Genomic DNA, 17,547 nt, shown 5'->3' on the forward strand with positions numbered 1-17,547 from the left:
AAACGTTTCCCTAGACTCTTCTAGATATGAAATTTAACCTATTTTTGCTTTGGTTTTCGGCTCGATAAGATACCTGCCAGACCAGCTACCATTCCCATCAAGAGCAAGAAGATGGATTGTTCACTTCCTGTATTTGGGAGAGCTTTTTCTGAGACAACCGCCTTCTTGCTAAATTGACCTGCCACCTCATAAGTAAGTGGTACATTTGTAGTCGCATCGTTAGCAGCCGCATTCGTTTGAGGCGTTTCTACTGGTAGACTAAAAGTTGTAGAATCCACAGAAATCGTCCGTGAGTTCGGATTGATCTTTTCATACTGGGTCAAATCAGCGGTTTTAAGATACTCTTCAAAGGCTGCATCCATAGAAGGACCTTCTTCTCGCGCACCACCTAACATAGTGTAACCATCACCACCTGCAGCTAGGAAATCATTGGTTGCAAGATAGTAAGTTTTTGCAAGGTCTAGAAGATCATAACGACCAGTCGTGCGGTTTTTGACCTGGATGGCCAAGACACGTTTACCTGATGGTAGGTTGGTATCATAGTAGACCTTCACACCTGAAACTTGCAAGAAACCACCACTTGGTTCTAACAATGGTTGGCCGTTCTCATCCAAGACCTTCTTGCCATCTTTATCGACCTGCAAGATAGATCCGAGTGACTTTTCAAACATATCCAAGACTTGTTGCCCAGTCACTTGGATTTGTGAGATGGTATTTCCAAACGGAAGAACGGCAATGACATTTCCTTTAGTAATTGGTTTGCCTTTTGCAATGGTTTCACGCAAGCCACCACCATTTGTCACAGCGATGTCTGTCGGATGGCTAAATCCTGTTTGACCATACTGATAGAGCGAGTCCGCTACGACGTTTCCGAGGTTAGTTTCACGAACCCGAACATTTTCACGATCTCCGTTGAGTTCTACAGGGCTGTTTGAAACGACTTCAACAGCATTTTCAGCATCGTATTTTTGTTTAATGTCTTTGACTAGTTTTTCAACTGTTGGATTGGCTGGTAATTTTTTAGCATCAGCAGCCGGAATCTGAGTTGGATTGCCCAAAAGCTGACGTGATTTGTAGGTGATTTTCCCTACATTATGAAGGTAACTCCCTGTTTGGTTATAGGTAACATTGTCTCCATAGGTCGTTGATTCTACTGTATGAGAGTGACCGTCGATTACTGTTACGCGTTTCCCTTTCAAACGAGGATTTTTAGACAAGGCTTCTGCCAAAGTTGAACCACGCCATTCGACTGGGGTTGTGGTATCTACACCCAAGTGAGCGAGCACAACATAGTGTTTGTAGTCCTTACCTTCTGCACGAGCCTTGGCTTGAACTTCTTCGATGACCTTATTGACTTCAGAGATTGGATCTGTAAAAGTTACCCCTTTGACATTTTTAGGGTGAGTTTTGGTTGCTGTTTCAGGTGTTGTCACGCCGATTACAACAAATTCATCACCTTCCACAGTCTTATCTTTATCAACGATTGTAGAAGCTTCAAAAAGACGAGCTCCATTGACATAGGTATTTGAGCTAAGTAATGGGAATTTCAAGATTTCCTTGTATTTTTTAACTTCATCAAGACCAAAGTCAAACTCATGGTTTCCTACTGCCATGGCATCATACTGCATCTGATTAAGAATTTCAGCACGCGCTTCACCCTTAGTAGAGTTGGAAATCGGTAAACCTTGAAAAGCGTCTCCCGCATCAACTACCAGAGTATTTTGATTTGACTTCGCACGCTCCTGTTCAATGACAGTCGCTAACTTGGCATCTCCAATTACTCCCTTTTCCTCTACAATACGACCATGGACATCATTGGTGTGTAAGATAACGGTGTCCTTTTCTTCGCTTTTGGTAGATTCAGCAGGAGCTGACGGAGTTTCTGCAGGTACAACCGCTTCTGAAGTTGCCGAAGTTTCCGGTACCGCAGGGCTCTCAACAGGAGCTGGAGTCGCCGACGTAGCTGGAGTCGCTACAACAGCTGAACTTTCTGCAGGAGTTGTTGCTTCTTCAGCATAGACTTGTCCAGCTAAGAAGGCTGGAGCTAACAGGGCTGTCGATAAGACAGGTAACAAAGAACGTTTGTTCATTTTAAAATCCCTTTCTTTTCTTTTTCTCTTTTATATTATACGCTATTTCTAAAAATTTTGAAACTTTTGACCTATTTTCATCTTAAATATTCGCCATTTAAACAAAAAAGCTTGGGTTTAAATCCCAAACCTTTAGACCATTTTATTTGAAATCTTTGATGTTCCCATCATAGGTCGCCCAGTCCTTGCTAAAGAAGCGGTCATTCATCTTGTAGTCTGGAGCTGGTTTCGGATCCGTCAAGAAAGGATTGACAACCTTATCAAAAGCCAGCCAACCTAACCATCCTAGATGAATGGTGTCCTTAACAAAATAAGGGTCCCCTCCATTTTTTGAAAAATCAGCAATATTGGTAAAACCCTGACTTTCTAATTGGTAACGAATTTTCTCCACTGCATGTTGATACATCTCTTCGCTGAGCCCTGTGTACTCCATCCACTTCTTGTTAACCGGCTGAATGACAAAGAGCACATTGACATTCGACTTAGCAAATTGATTGAGGACCAGCTGCAAATCATTGTATTCAGAGGACTTGAGGAAGTTGTAATTTTTTTGATACCCTTCCCATTTTTTTAAATCCTTTTGAATCTCTCTCGTATAGAAATGATTTTCCATCCCCATATCGTTATTGGTCGTATTTGCTTCTGCGTCCTTACGAACAATTTTTTCTAACTCATCATAAGAAAATTGATCCGGAAGATCTTTTAAATAGTTCTCCACGTGTTCCTTGTACTTGAGTTGTCCTCGAATGGAGAATTGTCCAAAGAGAGCGGATTGTTTTTCGTTGAATCGCGCAAAAATATCAATAGCAACCTGATCAACATCTGATAATTCTTCACCCTTTGACAGTTTTTGAACAATGCCTTTCAATGCAACATTAGGATTCTGCTTTAACAATCGAATAGCCGCATGCTTTGCAGCAATGTCACCAGATTGATTTCCCAAAAAAGCTGTTAATTGGTCACTGTTAAAAAATCTCTGAAACGCTGCGGGTTCATAATCTGTCTCCGTAAACCACTGAGGCGAAATCACAAATACAGCCTGCTTATTCTCTATTTCTGGCAAAATTTGCTGTAGACCAAAATATTGATTGAGAGAGGCTGCTCCTGCTTGACCTAGAAAGTAAGGACGATAGGGACGATGGTATTTTTCTGCTAAAACAGCTGGATGGACACTATCAAATCGAATCCATTCACTGGACCCTAGAAAAGGAATAAAACGCATATTTGGATCCGTAAGAGCCCTTACTTTTTGGCTTCGCTCTTTAAAACTCTCTGCACTAACAGAAGCCGCCGAGTATTTCTCCTCCGTCAGATTATGGCTTGTTGTACCTGGATAAAAAAAGATGAGTAGAAGAACCAAAAATCCAGCAATGAAGATAGGCCCGAAGATCAGCCACAAGCGTTTAAGCATTCTTCAACTCCGTAATACCTTCTACGATTTTATTAGCCGTATTCCAGTCATCACGACCGAACTCCGTCACTGGAACACGAATGTCAAAACGGTTTTCAATCTCCACAATCAATTCAACCGTTCCCATGCTATCCAAGACACCGGCATCAAAAAGATCTTCATCCATCATGTCAGAAACATCTTCCATAAACAACTCATCAATAATTTCAATAACTTCTGATTTGATATCCATTTTTTATATCCTTTTATTTTTTAAACCATAAATCATTCAAAAATCCAGAAAAGATTAAGAATGAAACCATCACGACATGGAAGGTGACAACCATGCCAAGCAACTGAATCCAGCGATTCTCAGGTAAGGAACCCTTTCCAGCTTTTTTCCGTTCTTTATTGAGCGCTTTTTTCTTACGAACCCAAGCATCATTGATGACCAGCCCAATCCCATGAAAAAGTCCATAGGCGATGTAGTACCAGGTCACACCATGCCAAAATCCCATAATCAGCATATTGAGAATATAGGCTACACTTGAAGTGACATTGCGATTTTTAAAAACCTTCTTTCTGGTCAACACCATGACCATCCGCATAAAGACAAAGTCACGGAACCAGAAAGACAGACTCATGTGCCAGCGATTCCAAAACTCTTTTAAATCCCTTGACAAAAAGGGCTTGTTAAAGTTGATAGGACTATGAATACCCATCAAGTTTGAAATGGCTAAGGCAAACATAGAGTAGCCCGCAAAGTCAAAAAAGAGCTCCAGACCAAAGGTGTACATGACCGCTAAAGCGTAGAGGTTAAAGAAACCACCTGTCTGCAAGGCCAAATTTTTCAGCGGAGGCAATAATGTCTCTCCTAAAATGTGAGCCAAGATAAACTTGTAGAGGAAGCCAAGCATGATATATTTGACAGCCTCTTCTAGCATGTCCATCAACTCATCCCGTTCAGGAATGGTCTCGTAATTTTCATTGAAGCGTTTGAAACGATCAATAGGACCACTTGAGAAAGTCGGCATAAAGAGAAGAAAACGTAAGAATTGCCAAATCGTTAATTCCTTGATGACACCGTCTCTCAACTCAACGATAACCCCAACTGCACGAAAGGTCAAGTAAGAAATCCCTAAAAATCCAAACAAAGATTGAGGTCCATGAATAGCAGGAGATACTTTCACAAAGACGATTGGCAATAGGGATAGAAAGCTAACCAGGTAAAATATCCATTTACTATCCCGTTGTTTCCTGTACCTTTTGTAGAAAGATACAAGAAGTACTTGCCAGATAACATAAAGGATCAAAGCGCTTATTTGATTCGTCTTTCCACCGACCAACATGGTGAGGATAAAGAAGAGACTAACGAGCACCTCGTACAAGGCAAAACGTTTCTTGAAAAAAAGACCAATAAAGATAGGTAAAGTCGCAGCAATTACGTATAAAAAGTACTGAAGATCACCATAAGGTTCCAAATGAGGTAGCTGTTTATAAAGCTCCATCATTGGCTGTTTACCTCATTGATCAAGCCCTTGATGTCAATTTTACCATTAGGCGTTAGTGGTAAACTATCTCGATAAAGAAACTTAGACGGCATCATATAGGACATCATGATATCTGCTAGGTCTTCCTTGATAGCCTTGGTAATATCGATATCACGCTCAAACTGCTGACGGACACCGTCTTTTAGGATGACATAGGCCAGTAGATTTTGTACCTTGTGGTCCTTGTTATAACGTGGGACAGCAACAGCCGACTCGATAAAGCGAGACTTGTTGAGGTTTTGAGAGACATCTTCCAGCTCAATGCGATAACCATTAAACTTAATCTGGAAATCCATGCGTCCACCATAGAGAAGCAATCCCTCATCTGTCATGGTTCCTACATCCCCTGTGTGGTAGGCTGGAAGACCTTCGAACTCAAAGAAAGCTTCTGCCGTTTTTTCAGGATTATTCATATAGCCTTTTGAAACAGCTGGCCCTGAAACAATGATTTCTCCTTGCTCACCATTTGGAACTTTCTTACCTTCCTCATCAATGATAAAGGTCGGAGAATCGGCCTTGGTATAGCCGATTGGCAGGCGTTTGAGAGTCGTCAACATCTCATCAGTGACGGCAACTGCTGACAAAGCTACTGTCGCTTCTGTTGGACCATAGGCATTGATAATACGAGCATCTGGGAATCGCTCGCGCAGTTTTTGAGCAGTTTTGACCGTCAATTCTTCACCATCAAAGTAGAAATGCGTGATGCCAGGCATTTTCTCGCTGTTAAAGTCTTCTGACAACATGGCCATATCTGCAAAAGAAGGCGTTGAGGTCCAGATAGCGATTGGCAATGCAAAGATGATCGCAAAGAGTTGCTTAAAGTCCTGAGTAATGGCTGAAGGAAGAGCGAAAAGCGTGCCACCCAGTGCCAAGGTTGGCGCCCAATACATGACAGATAGGTCAAAAGAATAAGGGGGCTGAGCCAGCATTTGCGGACGACTTGGCGTCGCAAATTCCTTATCTGTAATCATCCAGTTGGTAAAGCTGAGGAGATTATCATGGGAGATCTGCACTCCCTTAGGCTTACCAGTCGTACCAGAAGTAAAGATGATGTAGTAGTTGTCATCTCCCTTGACTGGATGGGTCATCTCGTAGCTGGAAGCTTGAGCAAAAGCTTCATGGACTTGCTTTAAATTCAGCATCGGTGTGCTAGTTTGCTCTAATGGAAAATCTGAGATAGTAATAATCAAGCTTGGCTTTGCAACTTCTACGATAGCAGAAACTCTTTCCAAGGCCGAATGGCTATCAATTGGGATATAGGCATGACCTGACTTAGTTAGCGCTACAAAGGTAGCCAACATCTCATATTCCTGACCACCAAAAACGACGACTGGAGATTTCTCAGGCAAGCCTAGTTGGTCGATAGCTGCAGCTAAACTATCTGAATCAGCCTTCAGATCACCATAAGTATGCTCTTGACCTAAAACATTGTAGACAGGATATGTTGGTTGCGTTTGAGCAAAGTGCTCAATCGTTTCAATCATATCTTTTATCGGTTTATTAGACACTGTTCCTCTTCTCCTTTAAACTAGAACTCATTATAAATAAAGGTGCCTTGGCTCTGACCAAGGTAACTAAAAAAATAAAGCAAACCAAGTAAGATTACAAAATATAGAGCCGTCCGGCCTAAGAATACATGTAAATTTCGTTGTTTTTTCATAAGCTATCCATTAATATATTATTTCTATTAGCTATCAGTATGTATTGTTAGCATCTTATCTTCCTAACATTTTACCACTTTATCAACCTTTTTTTCAACTGTTTACCATAACTTAAAAATTGGTTTTAGCTTATTTTAAGATAAGTTAAAATATTAATGTTTTGCCCATCAAAAAAGAGCCTGAGATTTTCATCTCAAACTCTGTTGCCAATCACTCTTTTATCTTAGAAAAGTGAAAATACGAGAACTGCTAGGGCCGCACCAACAATAGGTCCTACAACAGGAATCCAAGCATAAGACCAGTCCCCGTCTCCCTTGTTTGGAATTGGCAAGATGCTGTGCATGATACGAGGTCCAAGGTCACGAGCTGGGTTCAAGGCATAACCCGTTGTCCCACCTAGTGAAAGACCGATACCGACAATCAAGGTCCCCACTGCAAAGGTCCCTAAACCAGCTTGAAGGTCATAGAGTCCCAAGGCAAAGATTGTCAAGAGCAAAACAAAAGTTCCAAGGATTTCGCTGATCAAGTTCGATACTGTGTTCTTGATTGCTGGTCCAGTACTGAAGGTTGCTAGGATATTGTCTGCATTTTCTTCTGCCTCATAATGCGGTTTGAATTGCAACCAAACCAAAATCTGAGCCACCATCGCTCCTGCGAATTGGGCTAGGATATAAGGGAAAACAGAAGCCCAAGAGAGCGTTCCTTTTAAGGCCATAGCAAACGTCACAGCTGGATTTAGGTGGGCTGGACTAAGCGTGCCAGATACAAAGGCTGCAACGGCTACAGCAATTCCCCATCCCATAGTAATCACAATCCATCCTGAATTGTTGCTCTTGGTTTTGGGAAGAACCACACCTGCTACAACTCCATTTCCTAGGAGGATGAGGATTAAGGTCCCCAAAAATTCTCCAAATAATTCTTTCATCATATCTTTGTCTCCATTTAAAAGAAGGGGTGGGCGACAAGGAATGCTGCCCTCCACCTCTTTTCCTTTTTTAATTTTTTAGTTCTGTCAAATCGTTTTGAGCAAGAGCTGCTTCAACATCCGCACGGTAGGCTGCTTTTTCTTCTTCGGTCCAATCATAGAATCGTCCCATTTCATCCAGAACTGGCTCAACGATGCTATCCAAACTATCACGCATAAAGAGCATGTGGTTGGTACGACGAAGGAGGAAGTCAACTGGGCTCAGAGCCAACTCATTGCGCATTGCATAGTGAAGGGACAAGGTATCTGCCAAGCTGAGTCCTGGCGCTTGTTCCAAGCTGTGAGCAAGGGCAAAGACTTTCGGTGCATTTGAACCGTAAAGATTTGCGAGATACTGGGCTTCCTTGCTATCCAAACCACGTGACACTCCAAGTTGAGCAAAGGCTTCGATTTCTGAGCCCACATTTGCTGGGTTCAATTCTCCACCTGAAACAGGATAAGTCTTAGAGTTGATCAGTTTAAAGCTACGGTCAAATTCGGCTTTGAGGATGTCAACCACGCGCTCCATAGCTCCTTCAGCCATCTTACGGTAGTCTGTGATTTTACCACCAGCAAGGGTTAAAAGACCATTATCATCACGATCCAAGCTCGAACCACGAGAAACTGCAGATGGATCCAAATGTTTCTCAGATGTGCTGCTTTCAAGCTTGCTGACAGCAGATTCAACATCTTCACGCGTTTTTTCTTTCGATAGATATGCCTCGACAGTCGCAATCAAGCTATTGAAGCTTTCATCGCTAATGGTTCCGTTATTTCCACCATTGTAGTCAGAAGCGCTATTGCCTGCGATCAATGGACGAAGACCAGCCCAGCTGCTTTCAATATCAGCAACGGTAATGTTTGCTTCTGGGAAGCGGTTGTTGACAATACCTAGTAGATAATCTACATCTTCCTGCGTCACTTTTGGATGTTCCAAATCGCCTGTGTAGTCTGTATCGGTTGTACCAAAGTAGGTCTTGTTTTCACGTGGGAGAACGAAGACCATACGACCATCTCCCAAACCTGTGTCAAAGTAAACTGGCTGTGAAACCTTGATCTTGCTTGAGTCCACTACCAAGTGAACTCCCTTAGTTGGACGCATTTGTGAGAATTGCGTTCCCTTATTAGACAAATTGCGTACCTTGTCGCTCCAAGGTCCAGTTGTGTTAATAACTAGGCGAGCCTTGATTTCAAAGACTTGGTCTGTCAACAAATCACGAGCTACAACACCTGTAATCTTGCCGCTTTCGTCAAAGAGGAAGCCTTCTGCCTTAACATGGTTGGCAATGAGGGCACCGTCTTGGTTGGCACGTTTGATGTTTTCAATCACGAGACGCGCATCGTTATTACGGAAGTCAAGATAAACCCCACCTCCTACCAAGCCTTCTTTCTTCAAGTTTGGCTGGCGTTCCAAGACTTCTTCCTTGCTCAAGACCTTGTTAGCAGCTGGCGTATTGTTAACACCTGCCAAAAGGTCGTACAAGTCCATGGCTACTTTGAGACGGAAGAGACTAAAGGTCGCTCCATCCTCATCAAAAACAGGCAAGAGCATTGGATCTGGTTTTGGAATGTGTGGAGCGATTTGTTGAACCACCGCGCGCTCAGAAACTGTATCTGATACCACTTCCACGTCAAATTGTTTGAGGTAACGCAGACCTCCGTGGACCAATTTTGTTGAACGGCTAGATGTTCCTTCTGCGAAGTCCTGCATTTCAATCAAACCAGTGTCAAGACCACTGGCTGCCGCCTGCAAGGCTACACCAGCTCCTGTAATCCCCCCACCAATAATCAAGAGATCCAAGGTACGTTCCTGCATTTTTTTAATTGACAATTCACGTGTTTTCTTTGAAAATTCCATATTTACACACTTTCTAACTGAGTCGTTTCATTCTTAAGCTGATCATTGCATCAAGAAACAGTATTAGTCGTCGATTTCCGCAAAGACTTGCGTTGCTTTCACAGCTTTCTTCCAGCCCTTGTAGAGTTGTTCCTTGCGCGATTCGTTCATCGATGGCTCAAAGAGTTCTCCTGTCTCGTTCAAGAGTTTCAACTCATCCAAGTCCTTCCAATAACCCACTGCCAAACCAGCTAGGAAGGCTGCACCGAGGGCAGTTGTTTCCAAGTTTTTAGCGCGTGCGATATCAATTCCCAAGATGTCAGCTTGGAACTGCATGAGGAAGTTGTTCATGGCTGCACCACCATCTACCTTCAAGACTTGGATCGCTGTCTGCGCATCCACTTGCATGGTGTCAATGATGTCACGTACTTGATAAGCGATAGATTGCAAGGTTGCCTTGATAAAGTCTTCTTTGCTTGTTCCACGAGTTAAGCCAAAGACAGAGCCTCGAGCGTTTTGGTTCCAGTATGGAGCCCCTAGACCTGTAAAGGCAGGTACGACATAAACTTCGTCATTGTTGTGAGAATTAAGAGCATATTTTTCAGACTCTGGTGAATTTTCAACCATGCGAAGTCCATCACGAAGCCACTGAATGGCACTTCCTGCGATAAAGATAGAACCTTCCAAGGCATAGTAAACCTTACCGTTGATTCCATAACCAATCGTTGTCAAAAGGTTGTTTTCAGACAACTGCATCTCTTCACCAGTGTTCATGATGATGAAAGAACCAGTTCCGTAGGTATTTTTAACCATACCTGGTTCAAAGGCCAACTGTCCAAAGAGGGCTGCCTGTTGGTCCCCAGCCATACCTGAAATTGGCACTTCCCCACCGTAGAAATGGAATGGAGCAGTCTTGCCGTAGATTTCAGAGTTAGAACGAACTTCTGGAAGCATAGCCTTCGGAATGTTGAGGACTTCTAAAATCTCATCATCCCATTTAAGATCCTTGATGTTATAGAGCATGGTACGGGCTGCATTTGAGTAGTCGGTCACGTGAGCTGCACCGTCAGTCAATTTCCAAACTAACCAAGTATCGATAGTACCAAAGAGTAATTCTCCTTTTTCTGCTCGCTCTTGAGCGCCTTCTACATGGTCCAATATCCAACGAACCTTGGTAGCTGAGAAGTAAGCATCGATAATCAAACCAGTCTTTTCATGGAATTTTTCCACATAACCTTGACTTTTTAGTTGTTCAGCCAGAGGAGCAGTTTGACGTGATTGCCAAACGATCGCATTATAGATAGGGAGCCCTGTTTTCTTATCCCAGACGACAGTTGTTTCACGCTGGTTGGTAATCCCGATGGCCTCGATTTGACTTGGTTTCACACCACTTTCGATGAAAGCACCCGCGATAACTGACTGAACAGAGTTCCAAATTTCATTGGCATTGTGCTCAACCCAACCTGCTTGAGGGAAAATCTGAGTGAACTCTTTTTGACTAGAGCTGACCTTTTCTCCTTTTTTGTTAAAAATGATGGCACGAGAACTAGTAGTTCCTTGGTCAATAGCCATGATGTATTTTTCTTGTGACATGTGCTGTCCTCCTGATAAAATCTTGAGGGGGTTCCTCTTTACAGTAACTAGTATACAAAATAAAGCGCTTTCTTGTTTATCAATTTTTTTAAAATTTTAAAAAAATGTGAGGAGATTGTGCGAATTTCACAAAAAAGACCTGAAAATTCAGGCCTTTTAAGCAAAGAGCATCTGACGAATCTTCGCCAAATCCTCCATATCCAAATCATTTTTTAAATAATAAACCGGAGTCTGTTCTTTCTTATGAATCGGGTTGTTGGTAATTAACAAATCATAATGTCGACTGGGGTCATAGGCTTCAATAGTAATGAAACGATTGTATTCCAAATACCGTTTCAAAAGGGCAGCCATCCTAGAAAAGACAAGGAAACCAGATGTCAAATCTAAACCAATCCTCATATGTTGGCCACCATTTTCTGCCATATACTCTATCAACTGGAGCCATTCCCAGAGAATTTTCTTATCCAAATCCGTCCCCTGTTGAAAGGTAGGCAAAATATGAAAAATTCTCTCTGCAGTTCCTCTAAAATCATGTTCCATCAGCAAATAGGGATGGCGATTCTCTGTCTGGTATCTGTACTGATCTTGTAAAATATAGCCCTTGTAGAGATAAACTTGACCACAAAGCTGACTGAGTTCATAGGTGACATGGTCCTCTGTGTAGTCCCCCAGCAGCTCCTCCTTCTTCATCTCTTGAATCAATTGCGTCAGCAAATCGGCTAATTGCCCTCCAAAACCAAGGATATACTCCATAGTATGAAGGGGCAAAATACGATGGGAAAGGAGAAATGAAAAGAATACCATCATCTCACCATCCTCAGTTCCTAGAGGGATATGTTGCCCAGCAAAAAAGGACGGAGCCTTTCTCAGCAAACGAAGGTAGAAAATATTGTCAAAATACCCTCGCATTTTTTCTTCTATAACCTGAAATTGACAGGCGTTAACCCGAAGGCGCTGTTGACTGATGTGAGTCCATAGAACCAAGTCCAATTTCTGACCTGAAGACAAGCTAGCACCGCAGATTTCTTCTAGGGTAGCAATCTCTTGTTTTCTCTCAGCTTTCTGCATGTGACCTTCCCACTCCTGACTGGACCAAATCTTGCGAAAAAGGCAGAAATAAAAATAGCGAATCTGATGCTCCGGACCTCGCCAACGGCCATTTTGGATCGATAAATCAAACTCTGACAAAATCTGATTTAGACTAGCTAAGTGACGACCAAGCGTGGCCTCGCTAATCATCAATTCTTGAGCCAGTTGATGGGCTAGGAACTGTTGGTGATAGAGAAGGTAAACCAAAATTTGGTACTTAATGGCATTGTCTAGAAACAAGCTCCGAATCTCTCTCCCCTTTGTGGCTGCACCAATCGACAGACGCAGATTTTCATCTTCCAAGTGGATGGTCAGCTCTAAACCTCTTTCCGAGGCATTTTCGTTAATCAGAGAAATGTACTTGGTTAAGGTCGCCTTTGAAAAACCTGTTTCTTCCATGGCTTTCTTGACTGTTGTCTGCGAATCTTGTAACAGAAAGGAAAGGACTAAAAATTGACCAGATTCGGCTTTTTCCATCAAATCACCTAAATACATTTGTTACCCCTTTCATTTTCTCCTACAAGCATAGCATAAATCTTTTAAATGCTGAAATAATCTGTTTCGCATTTTATTTTAAGGCTGATTTTCTCGTCATTATTCCACAGAAACAGCAAACACACGACTCCCCCTTTGGGCATTTTTATGCTAAAATAGTAGCTATGGATAAAATTATTAAAACAATATCAGAAAGCGGAGCCTTTCGTGCTTTTGTCCTTGATAGCACTGAAACCGTCCGCACTGCTCAAGAAAAACATCAAACTCAAGCCAGTTCAACTGTTGCACTTGGTCGAACTCTTATCGCAAGCCAGATTCTCGCAGCCAATGAAAAAGGAAATACCAAACTAACAGTTAAAGTTCTGGGAACCAGCTCTCTCGGTGCCATCATCACGGTCGCAGATACCAAGGGCAATGTTAAAGGCTACGTTCAAAATCCAGGTGTTGACATCAAAAAGACTGCAACGGGTGAAGTCCTTGTCGGACCTTTTGTCGGAAATGGTCAATTTCTCGTTATCACAGACTACGGTACTGGAAATCCCTACAACTCCATGACTCCTCTCATCTCTGGGGAAATCGGTGAAGACTTGGCCTATTACCTGACAGAAAGCCAACAAACTCCTTCAGCAGTCGGCCTCAATGTTCTTTTAGACAAAGACGACAAGGTCGAAGGTGCCGGTGGTTTTCTTCTCCAAGTCTTGCCAGGGGCCAAGGAAGAAGAGATTGCCCGCTTTGAGAAACGCATCCAAGAAATGCCAGCCATCTCAACCCTTCTGGAAAGCGATGACCATATCGAAGCCCTTCTCAAGGCTATCTATGGTGACGAATTCTACAAACGTCTATCTGAAGAAGAAATTCGTTTCCAATGTGACTGCAGCAAAGACCGTTTTATGAACGCTCTTGCCAGCCTTCCAAATTCAGACCTTGAAGAAATGAAAGAGGAAGACCACGGGGCAGAAATCACTTGTCAATTCTGCCAAACAACTTATAACTTTGATGAAAACGACCTGGAGGAACTCATTCGTGACAAATCTTAATACACCTTTTATGATTGGCAATGTTGAGATTCCCAATCGTACCGTTTTAGCACCCATGGCTGGTGTCACCAACTCAGCCTTTCGTACCATCGCAAAAGAGCTCGGAGCTGGACTCGTTGTCATGGAAATGGTCTCTGACAAGGGAATCCAATACAACAATGAAAAAACCCTGCATATGCTTCATATCGATGAAGGAGAGAACCCTGTTTCTATCCAACTTTTTGGTAGCGATGAAGATAGCCTAGCACGCGCAGCAGAATTCATCCAAGAAAATACTAAGACCGATATCGTCGATATCAACATGGGCTGCCCAGTTAACAAAATCGTGAAGAACGAGGCTGGTGCTATGTGGCTCAAGGACCCAGACAAGATCTACTCTATCATCAACAAGGTCCAATCTGTCCTTGATATCCCCCTCACTGTCAAAATGCGTACTGGCTGGTCTGATCCATCCCTAGCCGTGGAGAATGCCCTCGCTGCTGAAGCTGCTGGTGTCTCTGCCCTCGCTATGCACGGTCGTACACGTGAGCAAATGTATACTGGTCATGCTGACCTCGAGACCCTTCACAAGGTTGCTCAAGCTTTGACCAAGATTCCATTTATCGCAAATGGTGACATCCGTACGGTCCAAGAAGCCAAACAGCGTATCGAAGAAGTCGGGGCTGACGCTGTCATGATTGGTCGCGCAGCCATGGGAAATCCCTATCTCTTCAATCAAATCAACCACTACTTTGAAACAGGAGAAATTCTCCCTGACTTGACATTTGAAGACAAGATGAAAATCGCCTACGAGCACTTGAAACGCTTGATTAACCTCAAAGGAGAAAACGTAGCCGTTCGTGAATTCCGCGGCCTCGCTCCGCACTATCTCCGGGGAACATCTGGTGCTGCCAAACTTCGTGGAGCTATTTCACAAGCTAGCACCCTAGCAGAGATTGAAGCCCTCTTGCAATTAGACAAAGCATAATATACAAAAAACCGTAACTCGCTTGAGTTTACGGTTTTTTTATCCTAGGAAATCCTAGATACCATTATTGAATCAAGGCAACACTCGAAACTTTACCATCCGCACCTGTTGTAATTTGGATGATTTTTCCTCCACCGATTTTGGCATTATACTTGCCATCATCAAGAGTATAAGAGTAGCCTCTGATAGAATAGTTTTCTTTCTTTCCATCTGCAGTTTCTACTGTAAACTGGCCCCCTGATGAAACCGTAATAGTTTCGCCATTTGCTCCCTTCCAGTTGCCTGCAGCTGCTGAGAAATCACCATCGACCATGGTTAAAACACCCTTGTAGCGTTTGTTGTGTTCTGCTTGCTTGTCTTGAAGTTTGCGGTCAGTTGTTGGATCATAGCCTGACTGGTTAGACTGGGCTTGAGAACCTTGCTGGGTTGACGGAGCCTGAGAAGGGGCTGGTTGACTAGGAGTTGCTTGTTCTTGTCTTGATTCAGGGGCTGGTTTCGCTTGTGACTGATCTGCTGTTGTAGAAGACTGACCTGAAGATGCCTGAGCCTTTTCAGATGAAGCTGAGCTTGAAGATTTTTGAGTCTTGCTTTCTTTGTTAGAAGAAGCTGCTTTAGAACTTGATGATTGGCTTGTCTTTGCAGAGCTGCTGGTTTGAGTGGTTTCGTTTTTATTTCCACAAGCTCCCAGTAGCAAGGTAGAAGCCAATACAGTCGCTGCCATCAATTTGATATAGGTTTTCTTTTTCATTTTTCTACTCCTTTGTAACATTATTGAAATGTTAAGAAATCTTTTTGTAATATAATTGTAACATTGGACTTTGAATCTGTCAACTATTTAGAGAAACTATTTTAAAAATTATTCTCTCTACTATCTCTATTCGTAATCGAAACGAAAAAATAGGAAAATTTCCTAGATTAGAGTCCTATTTTTTGCACCTCTCCTATGTAGTCGCTTGCATTGTGTTAGACAAAGGAATATAATAACATTGAAATAGAATACAGGAGGTATGCTCTTATGCTAAATAAGTATTACAAGTATCTTCCTTGGTTGATTTTGGGAGCTATTGGCTCTTATCAATCAGCCACTTACTATGCGCGAACTGCATTTGATGTCTTCTATCTGACTGCAATCTTTATGATTGTCTACATCGCTTTGTTATTTTTGCATGAGAACTATCTCAAGTATCGATACAAAGACTTCTTTACTCACATATTGAGTAATCCTAAGAAAGATAGCCATCCCTAATACAGTCGCAATAGAAAGCCATCTCATGATGGTAGATAAAGAGGTCGGGATTTTGGTCCCGACCTCTTTATTTCAATCGATAGGTTTTTCTTGGTTTCTTTTTGGGCACTCGTTTGAGTCCGACTTCTTCTACATATTCGCCGTATTTTACGAGAAAGTTATTGCTGACGATGGGCCGACCTGGGTTGATGAGATTGACCAGTTCAGTTCCTTCGTAGACAGTGAACTCCTCTTCCAGCAGATAAAGGAAGGTCGGATTCCAGTCGAGACGGCCTTGGATTCGTTTGATGGATTCTTGGATAATGGCATAATGATCAAAGGCGAAGGCTCTCTCCTCCAACTCTACTCCCTCTAAGAAGCACTTGCCCGTCCGAAAATCCACATCTACAAAAACCACATCCTTAGCATCGTCTCCAGCCTGAACGAGGCCTAGGGCGCGACTAGGAAGATACACCAAGTGGGCAATGGTCACGGTCCAGCCCCGTGGATCACGACCGGGGGTCGATACGGTCATCAATTGCTCGATTTTTTCCAAAGGTAGATCGAGATTGACTTCTTCTCTCACCTCGCGTTGACAGGCATGCGCAGCATCCTCTCCCTTATCCATAAAGCCTCCAACCAGAGCCAAACAGTTTTGATAAGGGTGGGCCTTGCGACGGATTAGTAAGAGCTTGATCTTTCCTTCGACAAAGCAGTAGGCTACCATATCCACTGTCACACTTGGTTTTTCATATTGAGGGAGTTCCTGCTTGTAGTACCAGTCTAAAAACTCCTCCTGACTGGCATGGATTTCATAATATTCTTTTTCCGTCATCCCTTCTGGAATCTTTATGTCTGCCATCTTATGCCTCCTTTCGAACTGCCTTGGTCCATTGGTACCAACCCACTAGACTGTTGAGTGTGTAAACCCAGTACATCCCTTGGATGTGGATATTTTCACCCCACCAGAGATAAATACTAAAGAGATTGGTTGCAATCCAGAAAATCCATTGCTCGCGGTAAAGACGTGTCATCAAGAGCTGACCAACACCATTGGTCGCATCGGTAACACTATCACGGAAAGGGCGAGCGCTATTGATACTTTGGTAAGCCAAGCCCATACCAATCCAGATAATGGCAGTCAAGGCCAAGTACTTGAGCCAGTCAAGAACAGATAATTTCTTAGCCTCAAAGTGGGATTCTTCTGGTTTTCCTTGGTCGTTGATACGATTGGACAGCCAAGCATAGAGACCAATCGGCTGCATGACAAAGAAGTAAACAGTCGTCAAAACTTCTCCATAAAAAGTCGCATTCATGGCCAAGATCAAGTAGATAGCCGAGTTAATGGCCCCAAAGAGATAATTGCTTGCACGCCCTTCTGCTACCAAGATGACACAGACAATCCCAGTCCAAGATGCAAACAAGCTCAGCCAGTCATGACTTTCCGTATTTTGTGTAAACTCCAAGATCAAGGGAACACTTGATAAGGCGATAAGATACAACCATTGGAAAAGGCTACGGCCGACAAAGAGATCTTTCCATAACAGGCGCATGATTCCTGCAAAACCAATCTTGCGGGCTTCAGCATGGACATTGTTAAAGTTTTCGATAAATTGTGTGATTTTTTTAGTTACTGTTTTCATAATTTT

General features: G+C 42.8%; 16 protein-coding genes. 3 read left to right on the plus strand and 13 right to left on the minus strand.

What is annotated here, in order from left to right:
* Positions 1–38 precede the first annotated feature (38 nt).
* The 10 genes from nt5e to MK395_RS08145 all read right to left on the minus strand — a co-directional run bounded on the left by nt5e (position 39) and on the right by MK395_RS08145 (position 12,669).
* Positions 39–2,090, minus strand: a complete 2,052-nt coding sequence (gene nt5e, locus MK395_RS08100) for a cell surface ecto-5'-nucleotidase Nt5e (RefSeq protein WP_001042700.1) — start codon at positions 2,088–2,090, stop codon at positions 39–41.
* Between the two features lie 142 nt (positions 2,091–2,232).
* Positions 2,233–3,501: a D-alanyl-lipoteichoic acid biosynthesis protein DltD gene (gene dltD / locus MK395_RS08105; protein ID WP_000919834.1), complete on the minus strand. Its 1,269-nt coding sequence runs from the start codon at positions 3,499–3,501 to the stop codon at positions 2,233–2,235.
* Positions 3,494–3,733, minus strand: coding sequence for a D-alanine--poly(phosphoribitol) ligase subunit DltC (gene dltC / locus MK395_RS08110; protein ID WP_000351972.1), 240 nt, complete (start codon positions 3,731–3,733; stop codon positions 3,494–3,496). The genes dltD and dltC overlap by 8 nt, the downstream gene beginning before the upstream one ends.
* 13 nt (positions 3,734–3,746) lie before the next feature.
* Entirely contained in the window at positions 3,747–4,991 is a 1,245-nt protein-coding gene (dltB, locus tag MK395_RS08115; protein WP_247936302.1) for a D-alanyl-lipoteichoic acid biosynthesis protein DltB, read from the minus strand.
* Positions 4,988–6,538 carry a D-alanine--poly(phosphoribitol) ligase subunit DltA gene (gene dltA, locus MK395_RS08120; protein WP_002880946.1) on the minus strand — a complete coding sequence of 517 codons (1,551 nt, stop codon included), beginning with the start codon at positions 6,536–6,538 and terminating at the stop codon, positions 4,988–4,990. Before dltA ends, dltB begins: the two co-directional genes overlap by 4 nt.
* A gap of 20 nt (positions 6,539–6,558) precedes the next feature.
* Entirely contained in the window at positions 6,559–6,690 is a 132-nt protein-coding gene (locus MK395_RS08125) for a teichoic acid D-Ala incorporation-associated protein DltX (RefSeq protein ID WP_008276434.1), read from the minus strand.
* A gap of 224 nt (positions 6,691–6,914) precedes the next feature.
* Positions 6,915–7,619, minus strand: a complete 705-nt coding sequence (locus MK395_RS08130) for an MIP/aquaporin family protein (protein ID WP_000975170.1) — start codon at positions 7,617–7,619, stop codon at positions 6,915–6,917.
* Between the two features lie 67 nt (positions 7,620–7,686).
* Positions 7,687–9,513 (minus strand): type 1 glycerol-3-phosphate oxidase, encoded by a 1,827-nt coding sequence (glpO, locus tag MK395_RS08135; protein WP_096753734.1) that lies wholly within the window; start codon positions 9,511–9,513, stop codon positions 7,687–7,689.
* Positions 9,514–9,576: 63 nt separating this feature from the next.
* Entirely contained in the window at positions 9,577–11,085 is a 1,509-nt protein-coding gene (glpK, locus tag MK395_RS08140; protein WP_096753735.1) for a glycerol kinase GlpK, read from the minus strand.
* A 156-nt stretch (positions 11,086–11,241) separates the two neighbouring features.
* A complete protein-coding gene (locus MK395_RS08145; protein ID WP_000280562.1) occupies positions 11,242–12,669 on the minus strand; it encodes a helix-turn-helix domain-containing protein in 1,428 nt (475 codons plus the stop codon).
* Positions 12,670–12,833: 164 nt separating this feature from the next.
* On the opposite strand from MK395_RS08145, the gene hslO reads away from it, so the two are divergent.
* Both hslO and dusB read left to right on the plus strand, forming a co-directional pair.
* Positions 12,834–13,706 (plus strand): Hsp33 family molecular chaperone HslO, encoded by an 873-nt coding sequence (gene hslO, locus MK395_RS08150; protein ID WP_096753736.1) that lies wholly within the window; start codon positions 12,834–12,836, stop codon positions 13,704–13,706.
* Positions 13,693–14,673: a tRNA dihydrouridine synthase DusB gene (dusB, locus tag MK395_RS08155; protein WP_000183317.1), complete on the plus strand. Its 981-nt coding sequence runs from the start codon at positions 13,693–13,695 to the stop codon at positions 14,671–14,673. Before hslO ends, dusB begins: the two co-directional genes overlap by 14 nt.
* Positions 14,674–14,737: 64 nt before the next feature.
* Here dusB and MK395_RS08160 read toward each other — a convergent pair whose 3' ends face one another.
* A complete protein-coding gene (locus tag MK395_RS08160; RefSeq protein WP_000730903.1) occupies positions 14,738–15,421 on the minus strand; it encodes a hypothetical protein in 684 nt (227 codons plus the stop codon).
* Positions 15,422–15,688: 267 nt separating this feature from the next.
* On the opposite strand from MK395_RS08160, the gene MK395_RS08165 reads away from it, so the two are divergent.
* A complete protein-coding gene (locus MK395_RS08165; protein ID WP_000933126.1) occupies positions 15,689–15,919 on the plus strand; it encodes a hypothetical protein in 231 nt (76 codons plus the stop codon).
* A gap of 67 nt (positions 15,920–15,986) precedes the next feature.
* Here MK395_RS08165 and MK395_RS08170 read toward each other — a convergent pair whose 3' ends face one another.
* Positions 15,987–16,760 (minus strand): NUDIX domain-containing protein, encoded by a 774-nt coding sequence (locus MK395_RS08170; RefSeq protein ID WP_000763403.1) that lies wholly within the window; start codon positions 16,758–16,760, stop codon positions 15,987–15,989.
* A 1-nt stretch (position 16,761) separates the two neighbouring features.
* A complete protein-coding gene (gene pnuC, locus MK395_RS08175; protein ID WP_070534682.1) occupies positions 16,762–17,541 on the minus strand; it encodes a nicotinamide riboside transporter PnuC in 780 nt (259 codons plus the stop codon).
* Positions 17,542–17,547: the final 6 nt, after the last annotated feature.

The sequence above is a fragment of the Streptococcus oralis genome, from assembly GCF_026782085.1.
In the GTDB taxonomy this organism is placed as follows: domain Bacteria; phylum Bacillota; class Bacilli; order Lactobacillales; family Streptococcaceae; genus Streptococcus; species Streptococcus oralis_DA.

Bases quoted from the DNA above. Each gene is read 5' to 3' on its own strand.
- nt5e (WP_001042700.1), bottom strand. From the start codon at position 2,090: ATGAACAAACGTTCTTTGTTACCTGTCTTATCGACAGCCCTGTTAGCT.
- dltD (WP_000919834.1), bottom strand. From the start codon at position 3,501: ATGCTTAAACGCTTGTGGCTGATCTTCGGGCCTATCTTCATTGCTGGA.
- dltC (WP_000351972.1), bottom strand. From the start codon at position 3,733: ATGGATATCAAATCAGAAGTTATTGAAATTATTGATGAGTTGTTTATG.
- dltB (WP_247936302.1), bottom strand. From the start codon at position 4,991: ATGATGGAGCTTTATAAACAGCTACCTCATTTGGAACCTTATGGTGAT.
- MK395_RS08125 (WP_008276434.1), bottom strand. From the start codon at position 6,690: ATGAAAAAACAACGAAATTTACATGTATTCTTAGGCCGGACGGCTCTA.
- MK395_RS08130 (WP_000975170.1), bottom strand. From the start codon at position 7,619: ATGATGAAAGAATTATTTGGAGAATTTTTGGGGACCTTAATCCTCATC.
- glpO (WP_096753734.1), bottom strand. From the start codon at position 9,513: ATGGAATTTTCAAAGAAAACACGTGAATTGTCAATTAAAAAAATGCAG.
- glpK (WP_096753735.1), bottom strand. From the start codon at position 11,085: ATGTCACAAGAAAAATACATCATGGCTATTGACCAAGGAACTACTAGT.
- MK395_RS08145 (WP_000280562.1), bottom strand. From the start codon at position 12,669: ATGTATTTAGGTGATTTGATGGAAAAAGCCGAATCTGGTCAATTTTTA.
- hslO (WP_096753736.1), top strand. From the start codon at position 12,834: ATGGATAAAATTATTAAAACAATATCAGAAAGCGGAGCCTTTCGTGCT.
- MK395_RS08160 (WP_000730903.1), bottom strand. From the start codon at position 15,421: ATGAAAAAGAAAACCTATATCAAATTGATGGCAGCGACTGTATTGGCT.
- MK395_RS08165 (WP_000933126.1), top strand. From the start codon at position 15,689: ATGCTAAATAAGTATTACAAGTATCTTCCTTGGTTGATTTTGGGAGCT.
- MK395_RS08170 (WP_000763403.1), bottom strand. From the start codon at position 16,760: ATGGCAGACATAAAGATTCCAGAAGGGATGACGGAAAAAGAATATTAT.
- pnuC (WP_070534682.1), bottom strand. From the start codon at position 17,541: ATGAAAACAGTAACTAAAAAAATCACACAATTTATCGAAAACTTTAAC.